Source organism: Amycolatopsis sp. GM8 (assembly GCF_021653975.1).
Classification (GTDB): domain Bacteria; phylum Actinomycetota; class Actinomycetes; order Mycobacteriales; family Pseudonocardiaceae; genus Amycolatopsis_E.
Genome location: NZ_JAJKFK010000010.1, coordinates 1 through 26,563 on the forward strand (window position 1 = coordinate 1; position 26,563 = coordinate 26,563).

Sequence of the window (26,563 nt, forward strand, 5' to 3'; positions counted from 1 at the left end):
CGTCACGCTGGCGGAGGCCGGCAAGGTCACCATGCGCACCAAGCGGTACCCGTTGCCGGCCGCGGCGGAAGCGCTGGACGATCTCGCGCTGAACCGGGTGCGGGGCCGGGCGGTCCTGGTACCCGAAGCATGAACTCCACTCTTGGGAAACGAAAAAACAGAAAGGTGGCCGAAATGTGCGGCACTACCGCATCGTGGATTCCCCTCGCCGAGGCAGGGAAATGGGAGCGAGTTGTCACGGCCGTTCGTGTGAAGGACGCGGACCGCATCAAGCAGAACATCGACGCTTATCAGGGCGTCAACGAAAACACCGTTGCCACGCGGCACATCTGCATGCTCGTGACGGTCTGCGGGCCCGGTGTCGAGGGCGCCACCACCACCCACTATCACCTCGACCACGAGTCGGCTCTCTACTGCACCGAGGGCAACGCCGTGATGTTCTGGGGCGACGAACTCGAAGTCATGCTCGAGGTCGAGGCCGGCGATTTCGTGTACATTCCGCCGTTCACCCCGCACAAGACGTTCAGCCGCAGCCACACCGAGAGCGCGACCTTCGTCGTCTCGCGGACCGACCCTTTGGAGCAGGAGCGTGTCGCCCTCACCCCGGAACTCGACGACGGCCGGTGCGAGTCCCGCATCGACTGGATCGACTGAAACCGCGGAACAATGCGTTTGATCAATCTCAGCGGTCGCGCCCACCTGCTTTCCCGGAACGGCGCGGTCGACATCGCCAAGGTCAGCGCGGGCCGGTTCGGTCCGGACCCGATGGACCTCTTTCCACAATGGACGGAGTTCCGGTCCTGGGCCGCCACCGCCCCCTGGGACGGCGCGGTGCCGTATCGGACCGCTGATCTGCACGCGCCGGTTCCCCGGCCGCGCCAGGTTTTCGCGATCGGGCTGAACTACGGGGAGCACGCCAGTGAAACCGGCTTGTCCGCGGCGGCGCACACCCCTTCGGTGTTCACGAAGTTCGCCAGCTCACTGACCGGCCCCGCCGGCCGGATCGCGCTGAGCGGGCCGTCGGTCGACTGGGAGGTCGAACTGGTCGTCGTGATGGCCAAGACCACCAGCCGGATCGCCGCCGCCGATGCGGGCGAGCACATCGCGGGCTTCACCGCCGGGCAGGATTTCAGCGATCGCGACGTCCAGATGCGCGGGCAACCGCCGCAGTTCTCACTGGGCAAGAGCTTCCCGGGCTTCGGCCCGACCGGTCCGGCCCTGGTCACCCCCGACGAACTCGATCCCGATTCGCCGTTGCGCCTACGGTGCTGGCTCAACGACGAGCTCGTCCAAGATGGACACACCGGTCAGATGATTCTCCCTGTCCCCGTACTCATCGAGCGGATCTCGGCCGTGTGCACACTCCACCCGGGCGACCTGATCTTCACCGGCACACCGGCCGGGGTGGGCATGGGACGCGTTCCCGCCCGCTACCTCGCCGACGGTGACGTGGTCCGCACCCAGATCGAGGGAATCGGCGAGATGGAACACGTCTTCTTCGCGCCTGCGGCACCGTAGCCCGTGGGATCATCGAGTGCCGTTCCGCAGGTCAGCCGCCCGCCGCCGGAGCAGGTTCTTCTGGATCTTCCCGGTGGACGTGCGTGGCAGCACGTCACGCACCACCTGCCGGGGCGCCTTGAACCGGGCCAGCCGTTGTCTGACGTATTCGGTGAGTTCGTCGTCGGTCACGGAGAACTCGGGCCGCACCGTAACGAACGCCACCGGGACCTCGCCCCACTTGTCGTCCGGCGCGCCGACCACGGCCGATTCCAGCACCGCCGGATGCGCGTCCAGGACTCGCTCGATCTCGACCGAGGCGATGTTCTCCCCGCCCGAGATGATGACGTCCTTCCTGCGGTCACGGAGTTCCACATAGCCGTCGGGATGCATGACCGCGAGGTCGCCGGTCAAAAAACAACCGCTGCGCGTGGCCTCGGCAGTCGCGGCGTCGTCGCGGTAGTAGCCGAGCATGGTGTTGTTGCCGGCGACGGCGATCTCGCCCAAGGTCGTCCCGTTCGCGGGCACGTCCTTGCCCTCCGCGTCGAGCACGCGCAGCGGGCGCGAGATCAGGTTTCCCACGCCCTGCCTGGCCCGGATCGACGCGATGGTTTCGGCGGTCTCGTCGTTCCACTCGGGCTGCCATTCGTTGATCGCCAGCGGTCCGAACGTCTCGGTCAGCCCGTACAGGTGCGTCACGTCGAAGCCCAGCGGTTCCAGTCGTCGCAACAACGCCGGGGAGGGTGGGGCGCCACCCGTGTCGACGTGGACGCGCGCGGGCAGGGGACCGGCTGCGGGGTCCTCGGAGATCATCGTGAGCACCGTGGGCGCGGCACTCAGGTGCGTGATCGACTCCTGCCGCAGCGACCGCCAGATCTCGGGCGTGGCCACCGCGCGGAGACACACATGGGTGGCTCCCGCGCCGGTCGCCGCCCAGGTGAAACACCAGCCGTTGCAGTGGAACATCGGCAGCGTCCAGAGGTACCGCGCGCCCGGCCGCAGCTGGGAATGCGACGCCATCGCGACCGCTTGCAGATAGGCGCCCCGGTGGTGGTACATCACGCCCTTGGGCCGGCCCGTCGTGCCGGACGTGTAGTTGATCGCGAGCAGGTCGGTCTCGTCGATCCGCGCACGATCAGCTGGGTCCGGCGCCACACTCGCCAGCCACGACCCGTAATCCCGGACAAGTGGGATACCGGCGTTACGCGCGAGTTCGGCGGCGACCTCCTCGAATTCGTGGGTGGCCACGAGTATTTCCGCGCCCGAATGTTCGAGAATATAGGCTATTTCGCCCGGCGAGAGGCGGACATTGAGCGGGACGAGGACCGCTCCGCGTGCCGGCACGCCGTGGTGCAGTTCGAGCATGACGTGACTGTTCGAACACAGCGCGGCGACCCGGTCACCACGGCCGATACCACTCCCGGCCAGCGCGGAAGAGACCCTGGCACACCGGTCGGCGAACTCGGCGTAGCTGAGCCGGAGCGGGCCGTCGACGACCGCGAGCCGATCCGCGAACGCCGCCGCCGCGCGATCCAGCAGGGCGACCGGCGTCAGCGGTGCGAAAGTGAACTCTGCCATGAGACCCGTCCAGCCCGGTCCTTCATTTGACCACTTTGTTCGATCGCAATCGGGCGACCTCATCCGGACTCCGGCCGAGTTCCGCGAGGATTTCGTCGGTGTGCTCACCGAGTCGCGGAGCGGGGTCGAACCTCCCCGCCCCGTACTCACTGAAGTGGACCGGGAAGCCGGGTACGCGAAGCGATCCGAGGTCCCGGTGCTCCATGTCGACGATGTAGCCGTTGGCCAGCGCCTGCTCGTCGTCCAGGACATCGATCGTGTGCTTGACCGGCGTGAACAGCAGGCCGTGCGCTTCGAAAATGCGCAGCCATTCGTCGCGAGGTCGCCGCAGCAACTCGGCGTCCACGATTTCGAACAGTGCCGTGTTGTTCTTGATCCTCAGCTCACGAGTCGCGAACCTGGGCATTTCGAGCAGGTCGCGCCGGTCGATGGCTTCGCAGAACTGAGTCCAGAATTTGACCTCGGGATGGTTCGTGCCCATGATCCATTCGCCGTCGCCACATTGGTACGTCGTCCGCAGTGGCGGCTGTGTGGTGCGCACCCAGTTGTTGTCCAGCTCGACCCCCGAGATGCTCGCCGACAGCAGATTCATGTGGGTCAACCAGATCGCCGAGCCGTACAGCGAAACGTGCACCTCCTGGCCGATTCCGTCACGTTCGCGGCAGTGCAGGGCAGTGACGGCGGCGAAGGCGGCCGAGATCGCCGTGAGCTGATCCAGGATGATCCGCTGGGGAAGGCGTGGCTCCTGGTCCTTGCCCGAGAGATACAGCATGCCGGACAGTGCCTGTCCCAGCGGATCGAAACCGCCTGCCTCCGCCATCGGCCCGGCCGGACCGAACCCCGAGACATTCAGGTAGATGATTTGCTCGTTGAGGGATCTGATCGAGGCGTAGTCGATGGCCAGCTTGTTCTTGCTCGGCTCCCGCAGGTTGCTGAGGAACACGTCGGCGCCGGCGACGAGCTCGGCGAGGATCTCCTGCCCCTCCGGGGTGGCGATGTCCAGGCACATGCCCCGCTTGTTCCGGTTCGACAGCTCGTACAGCGGCGTCCAGTCGTCGATATCCGGGGTGAAGTTGTCGAAGTTGCCGAAATTGCCCTGGTACCGCTCCGGTTCGCCGGCGAGGGCCTCCACCTTGACCACCTCGGCGCCCAGATCGGCCAGGATCGCGCCGGCGCCGGGGCCCGCATGCCACACGCCCACTTCGACGACCTGGACCCCGTCCAGTGGCCGGCGGCCGATTCGCTGTTCCGTGCTCATGACGTCGCTCCCGCCGGCGCGATCACCGTGAATTGAGGGACGCTCCACCCTTCCTCCTGATCGAGGAAGAAGACCTTCACCCGGTCGCCAATGTGCAGACTCCCGGGGTCGCTACCGACGATGTTGGACACCATCCGTACCCCCTCGTCGAGCTCGACCAGGCCGACGACGGCGGGGCCGTCGAAGCCCTGGACGGGCGGGTAGTGGTGCACGGCGAAGCTGTAGAGCGTGCCACGTCCCGTGGCCTCGACGTGGTCGGATTCGAGGCTGTGACAGACAGGGCAGGCCGGGCCAGGCGGGTGGCGTAGCACGCCACAATCGGCACATCGCTGGATGAGCAGCCGATGATCGTCGCAACCGGACCAGAAGAACGCTGTGTCCGGGCTCTGCCCGGGCCGCAGCCGATCACGGGTCGGGGCGTAGCTCCAGTCGGTCGTCATGGTCAGGACACCTCCTCGCTGGTGAGCAGCAGGCCACTGGTGGGAACGTGCGAGCCGGACGTCACCACGGCGACATGCGTGTCCGCCACCTGGTTGACCGCGGATCCCCGCAGCTGCCGGACGGCCTCGGCGATTCCGTTGAATCCGTGGATGTAGGCCTCGCCCACCTGCCCGCCGTTGGTGTTGACCGGCAACGATCCGCTCGCCGCCGTCTGTCCACTTGCGACGAAAGCCGCGGCTTCGCCCGGCTTGCAGAACCCCAGTGCCTCCAGCTGCATGAGCACCGCGAAGCTGAAGTGGTCGTAGATCACGCCCATGTCGACGTCACTGGGCTTCAGGCCGGACTGTGCCCAGAGCTGGTCGCCGACGATCGCCGTCTCCGGCGCGGTGGTGAGGTCTTCGCGGAAGGCGCTCGCCATGCCCACTTGGTCCGGACCACAGCCTTGCGCCGCGGCCGCGATGACGGCCGGGGATTGACGCAGATCTCGCGCCCGCTCCAGCGAGGTCACGACCAGGGCCACGGCACCGTCGCTCTCCTGACAGCAATCGAGGAGCCGCAAGGGATCGGTCACCAGGCGGGACGCCTGATGATCCTCCAGAGTGACCGGCCGCTGGTGGAACCACGCGGCGGGATTCGTTGCCGCGTAAGCCCTCGACTGGACCGTGACCCGGCCGAAGTCCTCCGATGTGAGCCCGTACTCGGACATGTAGCGACGGGCCACCAGCGCCATCCACCCCGCGGCCGTGGCGAGCCCGAAGGGCAGCACCCACGACTGGTCGAGCTCGTGGCTGGTCGCCGGACCACCGCTCCAGCTGGCGCGCTTCGGTTGCCCGAACCTTTGCTGGGAGCGCTCGTTCATCGCCCGGTAGCACACCACCACCTCGGCCAGTCCCGTCGCGACCGCCGCGGCGGCCATGGCGACCGTCGCGCAGCCTCCGCCGCCCCCGGCCGGGGTGAGCGGCAGGAAACTCAGGCGCGGGATTCCCAGGCTGCGGGCGACCGCCGTCTGCGAGTTGTTGTCCATCGCGAAGGCGGCGAGCCCGTCGACCTCGTGCGGCGCCAGACCGGCGTCATCGAGGGCGGCTTTCACCGCCTCGACGGCCAGCCGGAGCTCGCTGCGGCCCGAGTTCTTCGAGAACTCGGTGGCGCCGATGCCGACGATCGCGGCCTCGTTGCTGATCGATCTCACCGTTCGGGGCATCCTCTCTCAGCTCTGTGACTGGAACTGCAACAGATTCATGGTCGACCGGCCCACGGGCTCGTCCCGCTGGTTGACGAACGTGTCCCGGACCGTGAGGAAATGCCCTGGCCCCAGCTTGGTGCGTTTCGTCTCGGTGCAGTTGACGAGTTCGTTCACCGAGGTCACCCGGTCACCGGGGCGCAGCGGCGGCCCGAATTCGAGCAGGACCTCTTGGACGACGACGTCGGTCATCCCGGGCAGCAGCCGCAGCGCGGCCCGCTTGTGTGCGGGATACGGCCACGGCGGGTGGCCGGGCAGCTCGACGTCGGGGTGGTCGAGGTCGATGCCGACCTGGCTCCCGCGATCCATGACCCAGACGATCAGCGACGGTGGCGGCGCGATCACACCCCTTGCCGGCGAAGCAGTCGCGTAGTCCTCGTCGGTGTAGAGCGGATTGGCGTCGCGGACCATTTCGGCGAGGTAACCGATCTGTGCCTCGCTGACCGGATAGGGGCCGGGACGCAGCGACTGAACTCCGACCTGCTCGCGTGCCTCGGCCGGCATTTCACTGGATAGCCGGGGTGGCTCAGGCTCGTCCAATTCCCGGAATTCCGCATGGTCACCGGCAACCGTGGGAAGCGCGAGAACCGTTGTGGACAGGCCGGTGATCCCGAGCGCGTTCGAGATCGACAAATCGAGGCGAACCAGACCGTCGCCACTCTCGCTCTTCCATTTGTCGGTGACTTTCCCGCGCACAATGGCCTCGTCGCCCAGTACGAGCTGATTGGTCATCTTCACCGAAGCCGAGCGGAATCTCGCCGTCGGGCCCGCCCAGTCGGTGGCGAACCGGCCGAAAAGCGCCTGGTTGAACATGGTGTTGACGAACGCCCCACGCATTCCGAGCGATCGGGTGAATTGATCGTTGTGGTGGTACGGCATGAGATCGCGGGTCCCCATCGCACCCATGACCAAGGTCTTCAGCGTGATCGGGAACGGCAACTCCGGAAGCTCGGCGCCCACTTCAGCGTCATTCCACGACAGTGAATTCACCTCGACTCCGTCCCCTCGTGGAGTTCGACGATCGCGTGGGTGTCGAAGTAAAAGGCGTCGGCACCGAAGACCTGGCCGTTCTCGACCCGGTACAGTTCGAGCACTCTCATCGCGATCTCACGGCCGGTCGGCCGCGCCGTGAAGGTGGCGTCGACCTCGACCAGTACGCCCGCGCTGTGCGGGCTCAACCGGGTCGAGACGACCGTGAGGGCAAGGGATTCGTCGATCTTCTTCAGCATCGCGGCGAACCCGTCGAGCCCCCGCCATTCGCCGGCCCAGGGCAGCGATGCGGCCTGACGCCAGACCGCATCCGGGCTGGTCAGCCCGGCGAGTGCCGTCCAGTCCCGGTTTCGATAATGCGAATAGAACCGCGCGAGGGTGTTTTCGTTGTCGGTCATGACCGTCCGTTCCGCCGCGTCGATCGCAGCCGCGGCTGTACTCGCTCCGCGAAGAGGCGCAGGCCGGCCCAGCCGACCTCCGGGTCGAGGCCGCCCATGAGCGGATGAAACTCCAGCACATCGTTGTCGCCCAAGGACGAGGCGTAGTCGACGCACTGATCCGGATCGACGACCAGATAGGTGCCGGAGGCGCGGACGTCCTCAATGGACGCGCGGTGTTGATAGGCGGCCACCGTGCGCCGGGACTTGTCCACCCACTGGGCGTACGAATTGGACTCGCGCATGGCGTGCGGCCCGATCAGGTGCCACGCCTTCTCGACGTCCTCGGCGACGTGGAGGAATCGCACTCCGCTGGTCGCGACGGGCCTGGCCGGCTCGGTCTCGTTCTCCCGTCCGAGCCGGCGCCGTTCGCGCTCGTAGACCTCCACCGCCTGCTCGGTTGTGGGCTCGAAACCGTCGGCGAGGCGGGCGGCCCGGCGCGCACCGGCATTTGTCGTGCCACCCAACAGGATCTTCATCGCGTCCTGGGCGGGCCGGGGAGTGACCCTGGCCTGGCGGCCGGCGTACTCGAACGGCTCTCCCGTCCAGGCCTTGCGGAGCACTTCGATGCCGGACTCGAGGTCGCCGGCCCGGTCCTCCAGTCGCTTGCCGAACATCTCGAACTCGGCGGGGGAGTAGCCGGCACCGAGCACGACCTCCAGGCGGCCGCCGCTGATCAGATCCGCCACGGCGACGTCCTCGGCGACACGCAGGGGATCGTGCAGGGGCAGGAGAAGCACGGTCACCCGGACGGCCAGGCGCCGCGTTCTCGCCCCGACGGCACCTGCCATCACCAGTGGCGACGGCAGGTAGCTGTCGGCGGACGCGTGATGCTCGTTGAGCCGGACGTAGTCGAAACCGTGGTCGTCGGCCCACTCGGCCATGTCGAGCGCCGCGCGGTAGCGATCGGCGTTCGATCCTTCACCAGTCCACCGCATATCGAAACGCAGACCGATTCGAGGCACTTCATTGTCCTTTCTCGCCGGCGGGGTGGCATTCATGAGGAGGAGATCCCGGAGCCAGGGGCCGCCTCAGGTTCCGCTTCCCGCACCGCCACGCAAGCCACTTTCACAACAATCTCTAATCCGCCACGAGGCCGAGGTGTCGTGCCTTGATCTGGAGCGCGAGGATGCGCGAGAAGTAGCGCGCCATCAGGATGTTGCCGAGCATGATCCACAGGCCCGGCACGCCCGTGGGGCGCCAGACCGAAGTCAGCTCGCCCTCGTCGTCCAGGCGGTGAATCGACTCGATGCCGTCGGCGGCGTCTCCGACGACAGCCCGCACGGCCTCCTCCATCGGTCCGTAGCCGGTGGCGAAGACGATCAGGTCGGCGGAGATTTTCTCGCCGTCCGCGAAACTCATGAACTCCTGGCTCACGGACTCGATCTGCACGCCCTGCTTCACCCGGATCTTGCCGTCCGCGATCAACCGGAGCGCGCCCACGTCGAGGTAGTAGCCGTTCACGCCGGACAGGTAGCGGGCCATCACACCGCCGCCGTATTCGACCTTGTACTCCGTGCGTTCGAGATCCGCGATGAGGTCGGCATGGGCGTCGCGCCAGGCACGGTCGTCGGACTGCATCTCGACGAGCAGGTTCCACGGCACCGAGAACATCATCATGTCGGCGTCCGAGATCGGCGGGCCCGCTTCGTCGTACATTTCGGCGTACCCCCGTGCGGCAACGTCGCGCCGCACGGGGAGCGTTGTCGACCGTTGCACCAGCGTCACCTCCGCGCCCTGCTCGCACAGGTCCTGCGCGATGTCGTGCGCACTCGTGCCCGCGCCGACCACGATGGCCCGCTTGCCTCGCCAATCCCGCGCGCCGGCGAACGCCGACGAGTGCGAGACGACTCCCTCGAACTCGGCCAGGCCGGGAATATCCGGGATGTGGGCCGCCCCGTTCAGGCCGGTGGCGACCACCACGTCACGCGGGTGCAGGACGCGCCTGGCGCCGTCGCGGGTGACCTCGACCGTCCATTGCCCGGTGTCGCCGCGGGAGATCCGGGTGTCCGCACACCCGGTCCACACGTTGAGATCCATGGAGTCCACATAGGACTCTAGCCAGCCGGCGAACTTGGTCCGTGGCATGAAGACCGGCCACGTCGCCGGGTAGTCGAGGTAGGGCAGCCGGTTCACCCAGATCGGGTCGTGCAACGTCAGGCTCGGGTACCGCTTGCGCCAGTTGTCGCCCACTCGCTGGTTGGACTCCAGTACCAGTGTGGGGACGCCGAGCACCTTCAACCGTGCGGCCAGCGACAGCCCTGCCTGGCCCGCGCCGATGATCACGACATCCGGGTTCCCGTCCGCGAAATCCACCTCGGCGCGCCGGGCGGCGTCCCACCAGCTGTCCCGCCCTTCGACGGCGACCGGCTCCAGTCCGAGCGGCCGGTGGACTCCGACGGGCTCGGGCACGCCGGTGAAACCGTCGACCTGTGTGAGCAGTGTCCAGGCCCGCCACCTGCCCTCGCTTTCGAATAGGCGCACGAAACCACGGCCCTTGACGTCGTGCGTGACGAAGGTGAAGAACCCGGAAATGGTAGTCGGCCCGTCGCCCTCGGCAACGGTCACACCGGCGCCGAGATCGACGGCGAACGATCCCCAATGGCCGGTCTGGTGGCCTTCGAGCGCCCTGGTGATCTCCGTGGCGCCGGCGAAAGTCCGGATATCCCAGCTCAGCGTCAACAGATCCCGCCACCAGGCGTCCTCGACGAACAGTGAGTCCACCGGGTCGCCACCATCGGAGCTCACACTATCGGCGAAGCGTTGCAGCCAGCTCTCGAGCTTCGCGGCCGCGGTGCGCTCGTCCAGGGCTTCCCCCAACCCGGCAGGCATCTCCAACGCCATCACGTTTCCTCTCACCATCTCGCGGCACTGCGACGTGATGCAGACTATATCGAACTAAAAGCGTACGCAATATGCGACCGACGCCGCTGGCCGAGCTATTGCGTACGGTTCGCGTCTGGTATAGGTTTCGCCGAAGTGCCGCAGGTCACAGTGGACAGGAGAGCAAGTGAGCGTTCAGGTCGAGCATCACCAGGCGGTCGTCAACGGCCTGCGTATCCATTACGTCACGGCGGGATCCGGATATCCACTGGTCCTCACGCACGGCTGGCCACAGAGCTGGTATGCGTGGCGGAAGGTGATCCCGGCACTCGCCGAGAAGTACCAGATCATCGCCCCCGACCTGCGAGGGCTGGGGGACTCGGAGAAGCCCGCCAGCGGCTACGCCAAGCGCACCATCGCCACTGACGTGAGCGCGTTGGTCCGCCACCTCGGCCTCACCGAGGTCGGCGCGGTCGGCCACGACTGGGGCGGGGCCGTCGCATTCTACTTCGCCTACGACAATCCGGATCTCGTGCGACGGCTGATGGTGCTGGACATGGTTCCGAACGGTTTCCGCGCCGGAGAGCCCGTCCCGCTCGAATACGCGGTCGGGCTCAACCACATGTTCTTTCTCGGCGGGCAGCCGGACGTCGCGACGATGCTGATCTCGCAGAACGTGGACGGATATCTCCGCCGGTTCCTGTCGTCGCTCGACCTCAACTACAGCCCGAACGTGTTCGACGAGAGTGAAATCGCCGAGTACGTGCGCGTGCATTCACTTCCCGGTTCGATTCGCGCGGGATGCCAGTGGTATGCCGCGGGTCTGCGGGAAGATGCCGAGAACATCGTCAACCTGGACCACAAGCTCGCGATCCCCGTGAGCGCCTGGGGTGCGTCGCATTGTCTCGGTGACGTCCGGAGCGCCTGGGAGCGAGTTGCCGATCACGTCGAAGGCGGAGTGATCGAGCAGTGTGGTCATTTCATCGCCGAGGAGAAACCGCGGGTTCTCCTGGAGAAAATCACCCAATTCTTCGCGCGGCTGGCCGACGCTTCCCCGAACTCACATGTTCCGGCAGAGATTTCGGCCCGGTAAGCACAATTCCCGAACGGAGACCTCATGAACAGATTCGCCGGACAGGTGGCATTGATCACCGGAGCGGCCCGTGGCCAGGGTCACGAACACGCCATTCAGCTGGCGACCGAAGGCGCGGATGTCATCGCGATCGACGTACCGCGAGAGACGGTGGGGCTGTCGTATCCGACGGGAACGGCCGAGGAACTGGCAGAAACGGTGAGCGCCGTCGAGAAACTCGGACGACGAGCGATCGGCATCGAGGCGGATGTGCGAGACCTCGGTCGGCTCGAAACCGAGGTCACGAAGGCGGTGTCGGAACTCGGGCACCTCGACGTCATCTGTGCGAATGCCGGGATCTCCACCGGCCCAGCTCCCGCTCACGAGATTTCCACGGCGTCCTGGACCCAGATGATCGACATCAACCTCACCGGCGTGTGGCACACCATCAAAGCCGGCCTGCCGCACATGCTGGCGGGCGGTCGCGGCGGGTCGATCGTCATCATCAGCTCGGCCGCCGGGCTCAAGGGATATCCGGGTATCGCCCACTACGTCTCGGCGAAACACGGTCTGGTCGGCCTCATGCGGTCACTGGCCAACGAACTCGGGCCCTCAGGGGTACGGGTCAATTCGATCCACCCGACCCAGGTCGACACGCCGATGATCCAGAACGAAGGGACTTACCGGTTCTTCCGTCCCGACCTCGAACAGCCGACCCGGGAGGACTTCGAACCCGCGTCGGCGGCCCTCAATCTGCTCCCGGTGCCCTGGGTCGAGCCGGTCGACGTTTCCAAGGCCGTGCTCTTCCTCGCCAGTTCGGACGCGCGGTACATCACCGGCGCCACCCTGCCGGTCGACGCGGGTAGCACGATCAAGTAGGTCACAAAGAGAGAGCCCGTATCGCGCGGTTGGCGCGATACGGGCTCTTGCGCGTTCCGGATCTCAGTTGACAAGCCATAGCTTCTTGAACTCTGCCTCGTAGTCTTGTGGGTAGACGGGAATGGGATCGGTAGAGGTGATGTTCTCCGGCGTGAACACGGGGACCGGGTAGTGGTCGCCCACATAGGGCTTACCGCTCTCGAGGGCTCGCAGCGAGGTGTCGACGAGGATCGACGCGGTCATTCCCTGCGGGACACCGAGCCAGAAAGCGTTTTCGCCCTTCTTCAGCTCAGAGAGGTTGGAGGGAATCGGGATCGCGCCACCGATCTGGACGTCGACACCGGCCACCTTGAGGGCGGGCTCGATCCCGATCGCCAGGTCGCCCAACGTGAAATAGACGAAGTTGCGCGACCGGTCCGACTGCAGGTTCGAGACAACGGCGTTGGTGACCGACGGCGAACCGACGTCGGTGAACGGGACTTCCATGTAGGAGACGCTGCAGTCCACGCATTTCTGCGACACGACGCTCTTCATGGTGTCGGCCTCGACCCGCAGGGCTTCGGCGTCGGCGAGTCCGACCACCAGCGTTTTGCCTTGACACTTCGTCGTCTGCATGAAGGTGTAGGCGGCCAGTTCACCGATCTTCTTGTAGAGGTCTCCGCCGGCGGCCGTGGCACCGAACCCTGGAACCGATTCCGGGGTTTCGGTTTCCGAGCCCAGAATGAACAGTACCCCGCGATCTTTCGCCGCCTTGATGGGCGCCAGCACAGCCGCTTCCGGGACGCCGTCCACGGCGACGACATCGGAATGGTTGACCGCGTCCAGTGCCTTGCGGTTGAGGTCCTCGATGCTGCCGTCGTACACGACACTCTTTCCGGTCCAGCCGACGGTCGCCGCGATCTCCTCGAGCCGCTTTCCCAGCGCGACCGAGGATGGGCTCTGCTGGCCGACCCGGGTGATCGTCAGCCCTTTGGCAGGGGGCTTGCTGAGCGGGGTGAGCTCGGGCGGGAGCGCGTTGGGCAACAGGCCGGTTTTGCCCAGGTACGCGGTCGCCGCGGCCATGCATTGCTGTTGTGCCGCCGACAGTTCCCCGCCGGACGCGGAATTGTGCCGGTCGCCGGTCGTGCTGCACCCGGCCGCCGTGACAGCCGTGAGTGCGACGGTCAGTCCGGTCAAGAGGAGTTTCCGTAATGGGCCGGAAGAGCGATGTGAGGGCATGGGAAAACCTTTCTCTGTTCAGCGCGGTCGAGATCACCGGGTCCCGCGCTGGCGAATGGCTCGTGCCGTGATACCCACGGCGACGATCAGAACCAGTCCTTCCACCAGATCCTTGATCCAGGGCAGGTCGGGGAGCTGGAGCTCGAGGCCCTTGACGGCGATCGCCAGCAGGTAGAGGGCGACGATGGTGCCGCGGACATTGAACCGGCCTGGGATGACCTGGGTGCTGCCGAGGAACGTCGCCGCGAAGGCGGGGAGCAGATAGGCGGCACCGGCGCCGAAGGACGCCGATCCCAGCTGCATGGTGAGCACCACGCCGGCCACTGCCGCCAATGTGCCGGCGATCATGAGTGAGATCGCCTGCACCCGCACCACCTTGACGCCGGCGAGCTTCGCGGCCTGGGCGTTCGACCCGACGGCATAGAGATAGCGGCCGAACGGGGTGTGCTCCAGAACGAACCACAGCACCAGAGCCACCGCCGCGAGGTAGTAGACGGTGATGGGAATGGTGGCGATCGTCGCCGTTCCGGCGTCGGTGAAACTCGCGGGCACCTTGTCGAGGAGAGCGGATTTGCCGTCGGCGACCCAGAACACCCCGGCTGCGAGGACCGAAGACATGCCGAGCGTCGCGACGATCGGCTGGACGCCCAGGCGGATGATGATCGCGGCGTTCACCATCCCGATCAGCGCGCCCGCCGCCACGGTCAGGAGGACGGCAACCGGCCACGGCAGGTCCGTCTTGGTCAGGAGCGCCCCGAGGAGACCGATCGAGAAGGTCATGTTGGCGGCCAGGGAGATGTCGAACATGCCGGCAGCCATCGATACCGCGACGCCGAGGGTGAGGATCCCGGAGATGCTGGCACTGCTCGCGATCACTCGCGCGTTGCTGGCGGTTCCGAACGTGTCGGGCAACAGCACCGTGAAGACGAGCACGAGAATGACGGCCAGATAGAGACCGGAATACGTGTCCAGGCGCAAGGACGTCAGCAATCCGGCGGACTTCGTTCTCGGCGGACTGGGGGTCGGTGTGGCGTTGCCGGTCGGCAGTTTCGAAGTTCGGCTGCTAGAGGTCATTGCCCGCTGCTCCTTCGGTGTCCTTTTCGGAATCGAGCCCCAGACTCGACCGGACCAGGCGCCGGCTCTGGATCCCGGCGCCGCGGAACTCGGTCACGACCCGCCCGTACCGGAGCACGATCACCCGATCACAAAGACGTTCGAGTTCGGTCTCGTCGGAGGAACACACCAGTACCGCCGCCCCCTGGCTCGCCGCCGTATCGATCAGGTGGTGGATCTCCGCCTTCGCGACCACGTCGACACCCTGGGTGGGCTCGTCGAGCAACAGGACACCGGGATCGGTTTGGAGGCATTTGCCCAAGACGACCTTCTGCTGATTGCCACCGGAAAGGGTCTCGATCGGGGCTTCCAGCGAAGGTGCTTTGAGCGAAACTCTCGTGCCGATCTTCGCGGCCTGACGCCGGTCTTCCCCCGGGTGGATACGGCCGTGCCGGACCAGCCACCTGACGGTGGTGAGATTCATGTTTTCGCGTACGTTGAGGCCGGCCACAAGGCCGTCACGCAGCCGGTTCGCGGGGACCAATGCCAAGCCGAGGGCGAAGGCTTTGTCCGGGCGCGCGCCAGGGAGTTCGCGGCCCCGAACGGTCACGCGACCTTCGCGGGGCCGGGTTCCGAAGATCAGGGAGCACAGCTCTTCGCGACCGGAGCCGGCGATACCCGCGACGCCCACAATCTCGCCCGACCCGACGTGCAGGTCCAAGCCGGCGATTTCGGCGCCGTTGAGCTTTTCCAGCGACAGCAGCCGTTCTCCGGGCGCGGACTTCGGCTCCAGCTTGGGCCTTTCGGGCGCGTCGACCACACCGCCGGTCATCAAGTCCACCAGTGAGCGCAGGTCGAGATCCGAGCAGCGCTCGGTGGCCACCCGATGTCCGTCGACCAATACGGACACCCGGTCCGCGATCTCGAAGATTTCCTCCAGGTGGTGCGAAACGTAGAGCACGCCGACGCCTTGTCGGCGTACGGCATTGATGATCGAGAGCAGACGTCGGACGTCGCTCTTCGACATGGTCGCCGTCGGCTCATCCAGCACCAGCACCGACATCTCGCCGCGAGCGCTCTGCAGCGCCCGGGCGATCGCTACCGCGGTCCGTTCGACCGGGTGCAACTCGTCCACCGTCCGGCGGACGTCAAGCTCATGACCCACCGCGCTGAGCGCGGCCGCGGCCGCCTCCCGTTGCCGGCGCCAGGCGATCCGGGCGCCGAAACCGGTGGTGTATCCGTGACCCAGCGCGAGGTTGTCCACAACGGAAAGAGCAGGCACCAGGCCGAGATCCTGGTGTACGAACCGGACGCCCGCCTGATGGATGTCTTCGGGGTCGCCCAATGTCCGCGGCCGGCCGTCGACGACCACGCCGGCGCCGGGGTCCGCTTTGTAGAAGCCCGCCAGAATCTTGATCAGCGTGGACTTGCCGGATCCGTTCTGGCCCATGAGTGCGTGCACCTCGCCCGGCGCGATGCGCATCGAGACGTCATGAAGGACACGGGTGCCTTCGAATGTCTTGGACACGGCGCTGAGCTCGAGCCGCGGCTTTCCTGCTGGTGCATTCACCATTGCCTCCTGCCGGCATCGATTCCTGCTCATGAAGCAGGAGTCAGCAGCACTGATCGCCAACTGCCCGGAGGACCACAGGTGAGCACGTTCGCGGCGCTGCGACGTCGGTACACATTATAACGAACGATGTGCGTACGCAATAGGTGGTGGTGTCTGCCAATGACTTTTCTCGGCCTGAAAAGAAAAACCCTCAGGTGCGATCCGGCGCCGGCTCGACCAGATAGTCGTCCAGGTCCGGTTCCTGGGTCATCGCCCAGAAATCGACGCCGCGCCACGGGATGATGCCGGTGACCCGCCCGGTCGTGTTCTTGTACCAGGTGCGCACCTGCTCGTGGGTCCAGATCAGCTTGTCGTGCTCGGCGTCGAGCTGAGCGTTATAGGCGTCTGAGACCTCCTCGCGCACTTCCAGTGACGCGTAGCCGTTGCCGGCCATGCTCACGAGCAACCGGCCGATATAGGCGATGGCGCATTCGATGTTGTAGAGAATGCTTCCCCCGTGGCCGAGCCCGGAGTTCGGTCCACCGACGAGGAAGAGATTCGGGAACTTCGGGACCGCGACGCTCAGGTACGCGCGCGGATCGTCCACCCCCCACGCCTCCCGGATCGACCTGCCGTCCTTGCCGACGATGTCCATCGGCCACAGCATCCGGCTCGTGTGGAACCCGGTCGCCAGCACGACGACGTCCGCCTCGTGATGTTCGCCGGAGTTCGTGACGACACCGGTGCGGTCGAAGCCGGTGACGGCGTCTTCGACCAGGTGGACGTTGGGCTTGCGCAGCGCCCGCATCCACCCGTTGTCCATCAGCGGCCGCTTGCCGTATGGCGGGTAGGTCGGCAGGACGCCCGCCCGCAGGTCCTGGCGGTCTCCCAGTTCGGAATCGACGTACTGGGTCAGACTTTCCCGGTGCCGGTCGTTTCGCTTGCTGACGGCCCGCTCGGGGTGCTCCCACGCGGCGTCCTTGCGCAGGGAGTCGAGCAGCTTGTCCTGAAAGAGCCACATCAGCCTGGCGCGATAGAAACCGGCGTAGTACGGCACCAGCCGCATCAGGATTCTTGCGCTCTCTGGGAGGAACTTGAGGTAGTTCTCGTTCGGTATCACCCACTGAGGAGAGCGCTGGAACACCGTCACGCTCGCGACCGAATCCGCGATCGTCGGCACGATCTGCATCGCCGACGCACCGGTTCCGACGACGGCGACACGCTTTTCCCGGATGTCCACATCGTGATTCCACCGGGCCGAGTGGAACATCGGGCCTTCGAAGGTGTCCATCCCGGGAAACGACGGTACGACAGGCTGATTGAGAAATCCCACCGCCGTGATGATCACGTCGTAGGCGGCGCCGACCTCCTGACCTTGCTCGTCGAGTGTGACCCGCCAGCATTTCGCGGCCTCGTCCCAGCTCGCCCGTACGAGTTCCGTACGGAGTTTCACCCGCTGCCCGACGCCCAGTTCGTCGGCTACTTCGGCGATGTAGCTCAGGATCTCGGGCTGCTTGGCGTAGTAACGGCTCCATTCTCGCGACGGCGCGAACGAGTAGCTGTAGAGGTGCGACGGTGTGTCGACCCCGGCACCCGGGTAGTGGTTGTCGCGCCACACTCCGCCGATTTCCGCACCGCGTTCGATGATGTCGTGCCGCAGGCCCAGCGAGGTGAGCATCGCGGAGGTGGCGATGCCCGCGAGTCCGGCGCCCACCACCAGGATCCGGAGCCTGCTCGCTTCGGGGGGCGCCTCGCCGCTCGGCCACGGGATGTCGAAGGCGCGTTTGAAACCGATCTGTTCGGCCAGTGTCGCGCCGTACTCGGCCGGCACCTCCTCGCCCAGCGAGAGTCCCATCCAGGTGACGAGCGTCTTGTCGTCCGGGGGTTCGGGCAGGTCACGCTCTCCGTCGCGCCATTCGCGAAGAATGGTGAACGCGCGATCCAGCAACGGTGCGCGAACGGTCGCGGCGAGCCCGGACTGATCGTGGTCGCCGGCGCCCCGGCTGCGAGTGGGCGCGTAGTCCCCGGAAAGCCAGGTCACGTCGCCCTCGAAGAGCGTCATCACGAGCTGCAGGGTCGGCAGGTTGGCTCCGGCCAGTGCGCGCCGAAGCTGGTGGTCGTCCAGTCGCAAACGGACGTCGGACGGATCGAAGCTGTGCATAGGCGACGGCAACCTCTGTCTGATAGCGGAAGCCGGGTAGGGGACCGCCCGGCCCGAAAGGACAAGCCCACTGAGACCATATATCGAACGCTAGCCGTACGCAATATTGTCACCGGTCAGGCGAAGCCCCGCATCAGCTTCCGCCTGAGCGGGACCAGCGTGGCGAACAGGCCTCGGCCGGGCGCCGAGAAGAAGGCGGCGCCGAAGACGATCGAGTGGGTCGATCGGCCGGCCGGGCGCCGATGATCGACGAGAAGTAGACCGCTCCCGGGTCTCGGCCGAGACGAGGTTGGTCAATGCGAAAGTGCCGGTTGACTCGATCCACGTTAAATCCTACGCTTGTCGTACGTAAATACGAAGGGGTATTGCAGCGATGAGCCGAGGCCACTTCGCGGGAACCTACCTCAACGGGCTCCGGGTACTGGAGATCGGCAACGAGCTCGGGGAGTACGCCGGAAAGGTCCTTGCCGGGCTCGGGGCCGATGTGGTGAAGATCGAGCCGCCACACGGTGAAGAAACGCGGTGGTACGGCCCGTTCCTCGACGATGAGCCCGGCCCGGAGCGGAGTCTCCACTTCTGGCATTACAACCACGGCAAGCGTGGGGTGTCGCTGGATCTCGACTCGGCGGCCGGGCAGCAGGCGTTCAAGAAGCTGGCCGCGGTGGCCGACGTGGTCCTCGACGCACGACCGGACGGCTACCTGGCGGCGCGGCAGGTCGGTTATGAAGACCTGCGGCGATCGGCCCCGGGATTGGTCTACGCACACATTTCCCCATTCGGCGAAGAAGGCCCCTGGGCCGGGTATGCCGGGAGTGATCTCGTTCATCTCGCCCTCGGCGGTATGGTGATGAACTCGGGCTACGATCCGGATCCGTTCTTCCATTACGACACGCCGCCGGTCGCGCCGCAAATGTGGCAGGCATACCACGTGGCTGGTGAATGCACGGTTTTCTCGCTGCTCGCGGCTGTGCGTTTCCGGCTCGCCACCGGTCGCGGCCAGTACCTGTCGACCTCGGTGCACCAGGCCAACGCCGCCAATACCGAGATGGACATACCCAACTGGGTCGTTCTCCGCCGCCCGCAATACCGCCAGACCGGCCGCCACTCGAACCACGACCTCTCGGTCCGTGCGATCGCGCCGACCAAGGACGGCCGTTACCTGCTGCCCTATGCGACGTATGTCCAGAACTTCCCGAGCAGCTGGGACACCGATATCGCCACCCTGCGAAAGTACGGAATGCAGGCAGAGCTGGACGATCCCAGCTGGGAGGACCCCGCCTACCGTGCGGAACATCGCCAGCAATTGGCCGACGTGATGGACCGGCTCATCGCCCGGTTCACCTGGGACAGGGAACTCTGGCGCGAAATGCTGGCTGCCGGCCTGTCGTGGGCACCGGTTCGGCGACCCGAAGAGAACCTGGAAGACGAACACTGGAAAGTGCGTGCGACCTTCACGAGCGTCGAGCATCCCGAATTGGGCAAGAGTTTCAGGTATATGGGCGCCCGCTGGGTTTCCGCCCAAGCGATGTGGAAGCTCGACCGCCGAGCACCGCGGCTGGGTGAGCACAACGACGAGGTGAGAAAAGACTGGGGCACAGAACGGCTGGGCCCTACGCTGGTTTACCGCCGGGCTCCGAAATCGACTGCGTCGGAGCCCAGCGCCGCGTTGTCGGGCATTCGTGTCATCGACCTGTCCTGGATGCTGGCGTCGGCGGGTGCCGGCCGGTTCCTCGCAGCGTTCGGGGCTGAAGTCATCAAGGTCGAGCACCTGTCCCGTCTCGACGGAATGCGCTTCACTCCGGTTGTCTACCCGCCCGGCGGACGTGCGGAGCGCCACGCGGCCACGGGCCCACTTCAGATCCCGGTGCAGAACACGGTCAACCAGTCAGCCAACTACATGGAAATAAACGCGGGAAAACTCGGGATCTCGCTGAATCTCAAGGATCCGCGTGGCAAGAAGATCCTGGAGGATCTCGTCGCCGATGCGGACGTCGTGATCGAAGGATACTCACCGGGCACGATGGATCGGATGGGCCTCGGATACGAACGCCTCAAGGAACTCAACCCCGAGATCATCTACGTGCAGCAGTCGGGCCTCGGCCAACTCGGGACCTACGGCGCGGCGAAGGCGTTCGGCCCCACCGCCCAAGCCTTCGCGGGCCTGACGGACATGTCCGGCTTCGCGAAACCCTGGCCGCCGGCCGGGATCGGCTACTCCTATTTGGACTGGTTCGGCGCGTACAACGTGACCACGGCAGTGCTGTCGGCTCTTTATCGGCGGGACACTTCGGGCGAAGGAATGTATATCGATGCCTCTCAGGTCGAGGTGGGCCTTTACCTGACGGGGACCGCGATCCTCGACTTCACCGTCAATGGAAGGACCTGGAGTAGGTACGGGAATCGCTCGCCCGCCAAGCCCGCTGCGCCGAACGGAATCTACCCGGCGGCGGGCGAGGATCGCTGGATAGCGATCTCGTGCTTCACCGAGGACCATTGGCGAGCGGTGATCGACGTGCTCGGCAGCCCGAACTGGGCGAAAGACCTACGATTCGAAACACTGGCCGACCGCCTCGGGAACCAAACGGACTTGGACCGGCTGATCGGGCAGGAGACCGCCAACTGGGACCGCTACGAGCTCATGCATGCGCTGCAGGAGAGGAACGTCCCCGCCGGGGCAGCCCAGGATGCGGAGGACCGCGTCGACCACGACCCGCAGCTCAGTGCACTGGGCTGGCAGGTAGAGCTTCCCCAGAGCGAGAACGGGACCTGGCCCGTGCGGACGCACCCGGTCACGTTCAGTGAAACGCCGGCATGCATGGGCGGAGCCCGGCGGCGTAACGGCCCGAACTACGGCGAGGACACGAGCGAAGTACTCAGCCGGATTCTGAACCTCTCCCAGGAGGAAATGGCGGACCTTCGGAACCAGGGTGTCATCTAGGCGGGACGAGCTCTCCGCGATCTTATATCGGCCGCTGGTCGTACGCAATCTGGCCCGGCCGGCCGGGCCATACTGTGAACGTCTACCCTGATTGCTGTCGTGTCGACACCGACTGGGGCAATACTTCGACGAGAGCAGGGATTGTGAGTACCAACAGTCGCGACGAGGAGACCTCGCCCGCGCGCCGCCCTGGGCGCAAGCGTGACGCCAGCATCGACAACCGCCTGATGCGGGCCGCGTTGGAGTGCTACGCGCGCGACGGCTGGGTGGGCTTCAGCTTCGAGTCCGTTGCCAGACAGGCGAAGGTCGGCAAGCCGGCCGTCTACTTGCGATGGAATTCGAAGGAAGAGTTGCTCGGCGGTTCGATCGAGCAGTTGAGCCGGGAGTTCGTCGCCACCGACTACGGCAGTTTCCGCGAGGACCTGGTCTCCTGGGCGAGGACCCTGTTCGCCTGGTGGGAGTCCGTCGTGGGCGTTACGTACGCCCGCCTGCAGGTGGAGATGAAGTTCTATCCCGAACTCGACCCTATCTACCGCGAGCGCGTCTCCGTTCCCCTGTCGGAGGCCGCACGGCAGATCGTCCGGCGTGCCGTGAAGCGCGGCGAGGTCGAGAAGTCCGCCAACGGGAACCTGCTGCTCGAAGTGATCAACGGCGCCGTCTACACCCGCGTCATGTCCAACCCCGAACTGCTGCTGGACGAACCGGCGCGGGAGGCGTTCATCCGCCCGCTCGTCGCACTGGCGGTCGAGGGCGCGGGAATGGATCTCAGCGAGCGGCAGCGGCCGCCCCGGACGCGGCGTGGGCGGCAACCGCTCACCGACGGGCAAGGTTCACGGTAGCGCCAGGGTGTTCGAATAGTTCGGCTCGCGACGTTCGAAGAACGCGTTGACGGCTTCCTTGGCGTCCGGGTGATCGGCGATCTCCCCGGACAGGCCCTGCTCGAAGATGTATCCGCTCTTCGTGTCCATGAATTCGATTCCGTTGAGGCTGCGTTTGACGTACCGGAGGGCGATCGCGCTGTGCCGGCTCATCCGCCGGGCCAGCCGGTAGGCCGCGGGCATCAGGTCCTCGTTCGACGTCACTTCGTGGACTCCGCCGTACCGCGCCAGGGCCTCGGCGGTCAGGGCGTCTCCCGTCAGGTGCAGGTACCGGACCACGTTCTGCGGCACCAGCCGGGTGGCGTGCTTCGCGCCGCCCAGCACCCCGACGCCGACCTCGGGCAGCGAGAACGTGGCGTCGCGACTCGCGAGGACGACGTCACACGAGGCGGCGATCGCCAGTCCGGTGCCGACGGCGACACCATGGACGGCGCCGATGACCGGCAGGACGCAGTCACGGATCGCGAAGAAGGCGTTGCGCACGGTCTCCATCCGGGCAGCGGCGTTCTCCGACGTCATGGTCTGGAATTCGGTTAGGTCGTTTCCGCTGCAGAAATGCTTTCCGGCACCGGTCAGCACCACCACCCGGGCATCGGGCAGATAGGTGTTCTCGTCGGAGAAAACCGCCCTGATTTCGCGGTACATCTCCTGGGTCACGGCGTTCACCGGTGGCCGATTCAGGGTCACCGTGGCGATCGCGTCACTGATCGAGATGTCGATGTTCTTCAGCTCTGTCATGAGAAAACTCCTCTTACGAATTCGGCGACCCGGCTGAGGGACGGTGCGGTGCTCGGCAACTGCGGAAGTTGCACGCATGAGTGCGGTGCGCCTTCGACGACGTCGAGGCGGTGGGGGACGCCGGCGCGGGCCAGTTCATCGGCGAGTGCCAGTGACTGCGGGAGCAACGGGTCTTCACTGCCGCACAGGATGTACGTGGCCGGCAGCTGTGCTGCCGCTTTCAAGACATTGAGCAGCGGATCGTCTCGCAACCGTTCGAGACTTCCGTTCGCCACCAATGGCTGCGTCATCCCGGCCGGTAACCCATGGCCCACAACGGATCCGATCACCGGCAAGCTGGCCCAATAGTCGAAGATGCCGCACATCGGGACGAACGCATGGACCGGACTGCGCTCCCGGTCCATCGACTCGGCGACGCACACGCCGCCGGCGATGTGGGCGCCGGCGGAGTCGCCACTGAGCGCCAGTCGCGAGCTGTCGCCACCAAACCGGTGGATCTCCTTTTCGATCCACGTGATCGCGGCCCGCCCGTCTTCGATCTGGGCGGGAAAGCGGAAGCGGGGAGCCAGCCGATAGTTGAGCATCACGACCAGCAGACCCCGGGCGGCGAACTCTCGCGCGAGCCGGCGATGGGATCCCGCACTCCCGTATCGCCAGCTGCCACCGTGGAAGTGCAGCAGTACCGGGTGCGGGCCGTCGCCGGCAGGAGCGACGACCTCCGCCGTCAACGTGTCGGCGTCATCCCATGCCGGCTCGATGACCACGTCACGCCAGCTCGTGCCCGCCGCGGGCCAGGGCCGGGCGTTCATGACGGGGTCGAAGGTCAGCATGAGTTCGTCGAGCCCGCCCTCAACCGGTACTTTGAGCGCCCGTAGGAATTCGAGCATGGCCGCCGGTACGACGTCGACCGTCACGGCAGCCGCGCCGAACCGGCAGCGAGGTAGGCGTCGCGGAGAATGCGTTTGTACAGTTTTCCGGTGTCCTGTCGTGGCATCGCGTCGATGTAGTCGATCGACCTCGGGCATTTGTACGCGGCGAGCCGCGTCCGGGCCAGCTCCATGAGTTCCCGGCTCAGCGAATCGCCGCCGGCGATTCCCGGCGCTGTCTGCACCACGGCCTTGACCTCCTCGCCCATTTCCTCGTTGGGGACGCCGAAAACGGCGACGTCGGCCACGGCGGGATGACCGATGAGAACGTCCTCGATCTCTCGAGGGTAGATGTTGACGCCACCGGAGATGATCATGAACGAGGCGCGGTCCACCAGATAGATGTAGCCGTCGGTGTCGAGGTACCCCATGTCGCCGACCTGTGTCCACGTGCGGTGGACCGGGTGGATGGTCTCCTCGGTCCGCCCCGGATTCTTGTGGTAGGCAAAGGGAATCTCGTCGCGCTCGAAGTAGATCAAGCCGGTCTCGCCCACCGCCAATTCGCGCCCGGACTCGTCGCACACGTGCGGTGTGCCGAGGATCGCGCGCCCGACCGTGCCGGGATGCGCGAGCCACTCCTGGCTGTCGCACCGGGTCAGGCCGGTGAACTCGGTACTTCCGAAGTACTCCACCAAGATCGGGCCCCACCAGTCGATCATCGCCTGCTTCGTGTCCCTGGAGCAGGGTCCGGCACCGTGTACGGCCAGCCGTTGTGAGCTCACGTCGAGCTTGTCACGCACCTCGCGCGGAAGTTTGAGCATGCGCACGAACATCGACGGAACCCATTGCCCCGTCGTGACCCGGTAGCGCTCGATCAGTTCCAGCGACCGCCGGGCGTCGAACTTGGCGGAGATCACGACGGTTCCGCCCAGCGACAGGGTTGCGGACGTGTAGCACAGCGGGGCCGAGTGATAGAGCGGTGCGGGCGTGTAGAAGACGCTCTGGTCATCGAGCCCGTAGAGCTGGGCGCCCGACTCGTCCACCTGAAGGGGGCCATCGAACGGCTCGTGCCGCAACGGCCGGCGGATCCCCAATGGGCGGCCGGTCGTGCCAGAGGAGTAGAGCATCCAGTCACCGAGTATCTCGACCTCGGCGGTGGGTTCCGCGGGGAGTCCGGCAACGGCGTTCTCGTAGCCGTCATAGCCGTCGACCGGGCCCTCGACCGACAGCAGGACCGTCCCAGCAGGACACTGCGCGCGCAACTGCTCGGCGATGTCGCGAAGCCGCGCCGAGACGACCACACATTTCGCGTCGCAGTCCTGGACCAGATACGCCGCCTCTTCCGCGGTCGCGTATTTGCTGATCGGCACGACATACAGATTGCTTCGCAGCGCGCCGAAAAGGATCTCGTGGAAGCGCAGGCCCGAATCCATGAACAGGGCCACCGTGTCGCCCGGCGAGAGGCCGCGAACGCGGAGCAGTTGCGAGAACCGCAAGGACCGGTCGTTCAGCTCGCCGTAGGTGATCGAGTCTCCGGTGTCACCCAGGATGACTGCGGTCTTCCCAGGATGCTTGCGCGCGTTGGCCACGAACGACACTCGCGGCTCCCTTCACCTTCTCAGCGGACCGGCTCAGGGCTGCGCGGCACCCTCGCCGGACCCGACGTGATCGTGCAACGTACGGGTTTAGTACGTAATAGTCTGGTTGGCGGACCGGGCCTTGTCAAGGCGGCGGTTCACCGGTGACTACAGCCCCAGGCCGCGCCCGATGATCTCCTTCATGATCTCGTTCGAACCGGCCCAAATGGAGGTCACCCGCGCGTCCCGCCAGGCCCGGCTGATCGGGTACTCGTCCATGTACCCGTACCCGCCGTACATCTGCAGGCATCGATCGATCACCTCGTTCTGCACCGACGCCGTCCACCACTTGGCCTTGGCGGCGTCGGTGGGATCGAGGCCCGGTCCGTTGCAGCTGACGATCAGGTGATCGACGAAGGCCTGGCTGACATCGAGTTGCGTGAACATCTCCGCGAACGCGAACTTGTTCGCCTGGAACGATCCGATGTTCGATCCGAAGGCGCGTCGCTGCTTCGCGTACTCGAGCGTGTCGGCAAGGTGACGGCGCGTGTGACTGAGGTTGGCGCACGCCGCGTTGAGCCGCTCCCAGGGCAGCAGCGACATCATGTGCACGAACCCGCGGCCGACCTCCCCGAGGACGCGGTCGTGGCCCACTTCGACGTCGTCGAAAAAGAGTTCGGCGGTGTCGGCCTCCGACTGGCCGACCTTGTCCAGCTTGCGCCCCCGGGAGAAGCCGGCATCCGTGGCCTCGATCGCGAAGAGCGTGATGCTGTCGGTTGCCTTCGTCCCGCCGGTGCGCGCCGCCGTGATGATCAGGTCCGCGGAACCGCCGTTCGTGATGAACGTCTTGGATCCGCTGATACGCCACCCTTTTTCGGTCTCGACCGCGGTCGTCCGCAGCGCGGCGAGGTCAGAACCGCCACTCGGTTCGGTCATCGCGATGGCCAGGATGATCTCTCCCGAGCAGGCGCCGGGCAGCCACCGGCGTTTCTGCTCCTCGGTGGCGACCTTGGTCAGGTAGGGCATGGCCATGGCGTACTGCAGCCCGACCACGGACGCGAGCCCGGCGCTGACCCTCGCCAATTCCTCGACGAGTATCGCGTTGAAGCGATAGTCGGCCGAACCGCCGCCCCCGTACTCGGCCGGGGCTTCGAGTCCCAGCAGACCCGCGTCGCCGGCGGCTCGCCAGAAGGAGCGCGGGATCTGCCGGTCGGCGATGAAGGAGGGCAACCGATCGATCACCTCACGATCGAGGAATGAGGTGACCGAGTCACGAAACGCGTGGTGTTCCGCCTCGAAGATCTGCCTCTGCACAACTGATCAACTCCCACGAGCCTGTCAGCGCCCGGCGCCGGGCGTGCCGGGCG

22 protein-coding genes and 1 pseudogene are annotated in these 26,563 nt (G+C 66.0%); 7 read left to right on the forward strand and 16 right to left on the reverse strand.

The features are described from left to right. The 3 genes and pseudogenes from LOZ83_RS40615 to LOZ83_RS34370 all read left to right on the forward strand — a co-directional run. Positions 1–133 (forward strand): annotated as a pseudogene (locus LOZ83_RS40615) (alcohol dehydrogenase); the annotation flags it as partial. Positions 134–174: 41 nt separating this feature from the next. After that, positions 175–654 (forward strand): cupin domain-containing protein, encoded by a 480-nt coding sequence (locus tag LOZ83_RS34365; protein WP_236796026.1) that lies wholly within the window; start codon positions 175–177, stop codon positions 652–654. A gap of 12 nt (positions 655–666) precedes the next feature. Next, a complete protein-coding gene (locus tag LOZ83_RS34370) occupies positions 667–1,518 on the forward strand; it encodes a fumarylacetoacetate hydrolase family protein (RefSeq protein ID WP_236796027.1) in 852 nt (283 codons plus the stop codon). 9 nt (positions 1,519–1,527) lie between these two features. On the opposite strand, the gene LOZ83_RS34375 is transcribed toward LOZ83_RS34370, so the two are convergent. From LOZ83_RS34375 to LOZ83_RS34410, 8 genes are all read right to left on the reverse strand, one after another. Further along, positions 1,528–3,075 (reverse strand): AMP-binding protein, encoded by a 1,548-nt coding sequence (locus LOZ83_RS34375; RefSeq protein WP_236796028.1) that lies wholly within the window; start codon positions 3,073–3,075, stop codon positions 1,528–1,530. A 22-nt stretch (positions 3,076–3,097) separates the two neighbouring features. Next, entirely contained in the window at positions 3,098–4,333 is a 1,236-nt protein-coding gene (locus LOZ83_RS34380) for a CaiB/BaiF CoA-transferase family protein (RefSeq protein ID WP_236796029.1), read from the reverse strand. Further along, entirely contained in the window at positions 4,330–4,773 is a 444-nt protein-coding gene (locus LOZ83_RS34385) for a Zn-ribbon domain-containing OB-fold protein (protein WP_236796030.1), read from the reverse strand. The genes LOZ83_RS34380 and LOZ83_RS34385 overlap by 4 nt, the downstream gene beginning before the upstream one ends. 2 nt (positions 4,774–4,775) lie before the next feature. After that, entirely contained in the window at positions 4,776–5,975 is a 1,200-nt protein-coding gene (locus tag LOZ83_RS34390) for a lipid-transfer protein (RefSeq protein ID WP_374202754.1), read from the reverse strand. A 6-nt stretch (positions 5,976–5,981) separates the two neighbouring features. Next, positions 5,982–7,004: a MaoC family dehydratase N-terminal domain-containing protein gene (locus LOZ83_RS34395; protein WP_236796032.1), complete on the reverse strand. Its 1,023-nt coding sequence runs from the start codon at positions 7,002–7,004 to the stop codon at positions 5,982–5,984. Beyond that, entirely contained in the window at positions 7,001–7,402 is a 402-nt protein-coding gene (locus LOZ83_RS34400; RefSeq protein ID WP_236796033.1) for a nuclear transport factor 2 family protein, read from the reverse strand. The genes LOZ83_RS34395 and LOZ83_RS34400 overlap by 4 nt, the downstream gene beginning before the upstream one ends. Next, entirely contained in the window at positions 7,399–8,406 is a 1,008-nt protein-coding gene (locus tag LOZ83_RS34405; RefSeq protein ID WP_236796034.1) for an LLM class flavin-dependent oxidoreductase, read from the reverse strand. The genes LOZ83_RS34400 and LOZ83_RS34405 overlap by 4 nt, the downstream gene beginning before the upstream one ends. A 115-nt stretch (positions 8,407–8,521) precedes the next feature. Further along, positions 8,522–10,285, reverse strand: coding sequence for an NAD(P)/FAD-dependent oxidoreductase (locus LOZ83_RS34410; protein ID WP_236796035.1), 1,764 nt, complete (start codon positions 10,283–10,285; stop codon positions 8,522–8,524). Between the two features lie 166 nt (positions 10,286–10,451). Between LOZ83_RS34410 and LOZ83_RS34415 the strand changes: the two genes are divergently transcribed. Both LOZ83_RS34415 and LOZ83_RS34420 read left to right on the forward strand, forming a co-directional pair. Continuing rightward, on the forward strand, positions 10,452–11,357 hold the full coding sequence (locus tag LOZ83_RS34415) for an alpha/beta fold hydrolase (RefSeq protein WP_236796036.1): 906 nt from the start codon (positions 10,452–10,454) through the stop codon (positions 11,355–11,357). A gap of 24 nt (positions 11,358–11,381) precedes the next feature. Further along, positions 11,382–12,215, forward strand: coding sequence for a mycofactocin-coupled SDR family oxidoreductase (locus LOZ83_RS34420; protein WP_236796037.1), 834 nt, complete (start codon positions 11,382–11,384; stop codon positions 12,213–12,215). A 63-nt stretch (positions 12,216–12,278) separates the two neighbouring features. Here LOZ83_RS34420 and LOZ83_RS34425 read toward each other — a convergent pair whose 3' ends face one another. From LOZ83_RS34425 to LOZ83_RS34440, 4 genes are all read right to left on the reverse strand, one after another. Then, positions 12,279–13,391 carry a hypothetical protein gene (locus tag LOZ83_RS34425; protein WP_236796038.1) on the reverse strand — a complete coding sequence of 371 codons (1,113 nt, stop codon included), beginning with the start codon at positions 13,389–13,391 and terminating at the stop codon, positions 12,279–12,281. A 75-nt stretch (positions 13,392–13,466) separates the two neighbouring features. Then, the gene (locus LOZ83_RS34430) at positions 13,467–14,507 is read right to left on the reverse strand and encodes an ABC transporter permease (RefSeq protein ID WP_236796039.1); all 1,041 of its coding nucleotides are present in this window, start codon (positions 14,505–14,507) and stop codon (positions 13,467–13,469) included. After that, a complete protein-coding gene (locus LOZ83_RS34435) occupies positions 14,497–16,056 on the reverse strand; it encodes a sugar ABC transporter ATP-binding protein (protein ID WP_236796040.1) in 1,560 nt (519 codons plus the stop codon). The genes LOZ83_RS34430 and LOZ83_RS34435 overlap by 11 nt, the downstream gene beginning before the upstream one ends. A gap of 193 nt (positions 16,057–16,249) precedes the next feature. Next, complete coding sequence (locus LOZ83_RS34440) at positions 16,250–18,199, reverse strand: NAD(P)/FAD-dependent oxidoreductase (protein ID WP_236796041.1); 1,950 nt, start codon at positions 18,197–18,199, stop codon at positions 16,250–16,252. Positions 18,200–18,572: 373 nt separating this feature from the next. Between LOZ83_RS34440 and LOZ83_RS34445 the strand changes: the two genes are divergently transcribed. Next, on the forward strand, positions 18,573–21,137 hold the full coding sequence (locus tag LOZ83_RS34445; protein WP_236796042.1) for a CaiB/BaiF CoA-transferase family protein: 2,565 nt from the start codon (positions 18,573–18,575) through the stop codon (positions 21,135–21,137). A 143-nt stretch (positions 21,138–21,280) separates the two neighbouring features. Further along, a complete protein-coding gene (locus LOZ83_RS34450; protein WP_236796043.1) occupies positions 21,281–21,976 on the forward strand; it encodes a TetR/AcrR family transcriptional regulator in 696 nt (231 codons plus the stop codon). Here LOZ83_RS34450 and LOZ83_RS34455 read toward each other — a convergent pair. The 4 genes from LOZ83_RS34455 to LOZ83_RS34470 all read right to left on the reverse strand — a co-directional run bounded on the left by LOZ83_RS34455 (position 21,968) and on the right by LOZ83_RS34470 (position 26,510). Further along, positions 21,968–22,753, reverse strand: a complete 786-nt coding sequence (locus tag LOZ83_RS34455) for an enoyl-CoA hydratase-related protein (RefSeq protein WP_236796044.1) — start codon at positions 22,751–22,753, stop codon at positions 21,968–21,970. The two genes, LOZ83_RS34450 and LOZ83_RS34455, sit on opposite strands and share 9 nt — an antisense overlap. After that, positions 22,750–23,517: an alpha/beta hydrolase gene (locus LOZ83_RS34460; RefSeq protein ID WP_236796045.1), complete on the reverse strand. Its 768-nt coding sequence runs from the start codon at positions 23,515–23,517 to the stop codon at positions 22,750–22,752. Before LOZ83_RS34460 ends, LOZ83_RS34455 begins: the two co-directional genes overlap by 4 nt. Positions 23,518–23,663: 146 nt before the next feature. Continuing rightward, positions 23,664–25,217: an acyl-CoA synthetase gene (locus tag LOZ83_RS34465; protein ID WP_236796046.1), complete on the reverse strand. Its 1,554-nt coding sequence runs from the start codon at positions 25,215–25,217 to the stop codon at positions 23,664–23,666. Between the two features lie 147 nt (positions 25,218–25,364). Next, entirely contained in the window at positions 25,365–26,510 is a 1,146-nt protein-coding gene (locus tag LOZ83_RS34470; protein WP_236796047.1) for an acyl-CoA dehydrogenase family protein, read from the reverse strand. Positions 26,511–26,563: the final 53 nt, after the last annotated feature.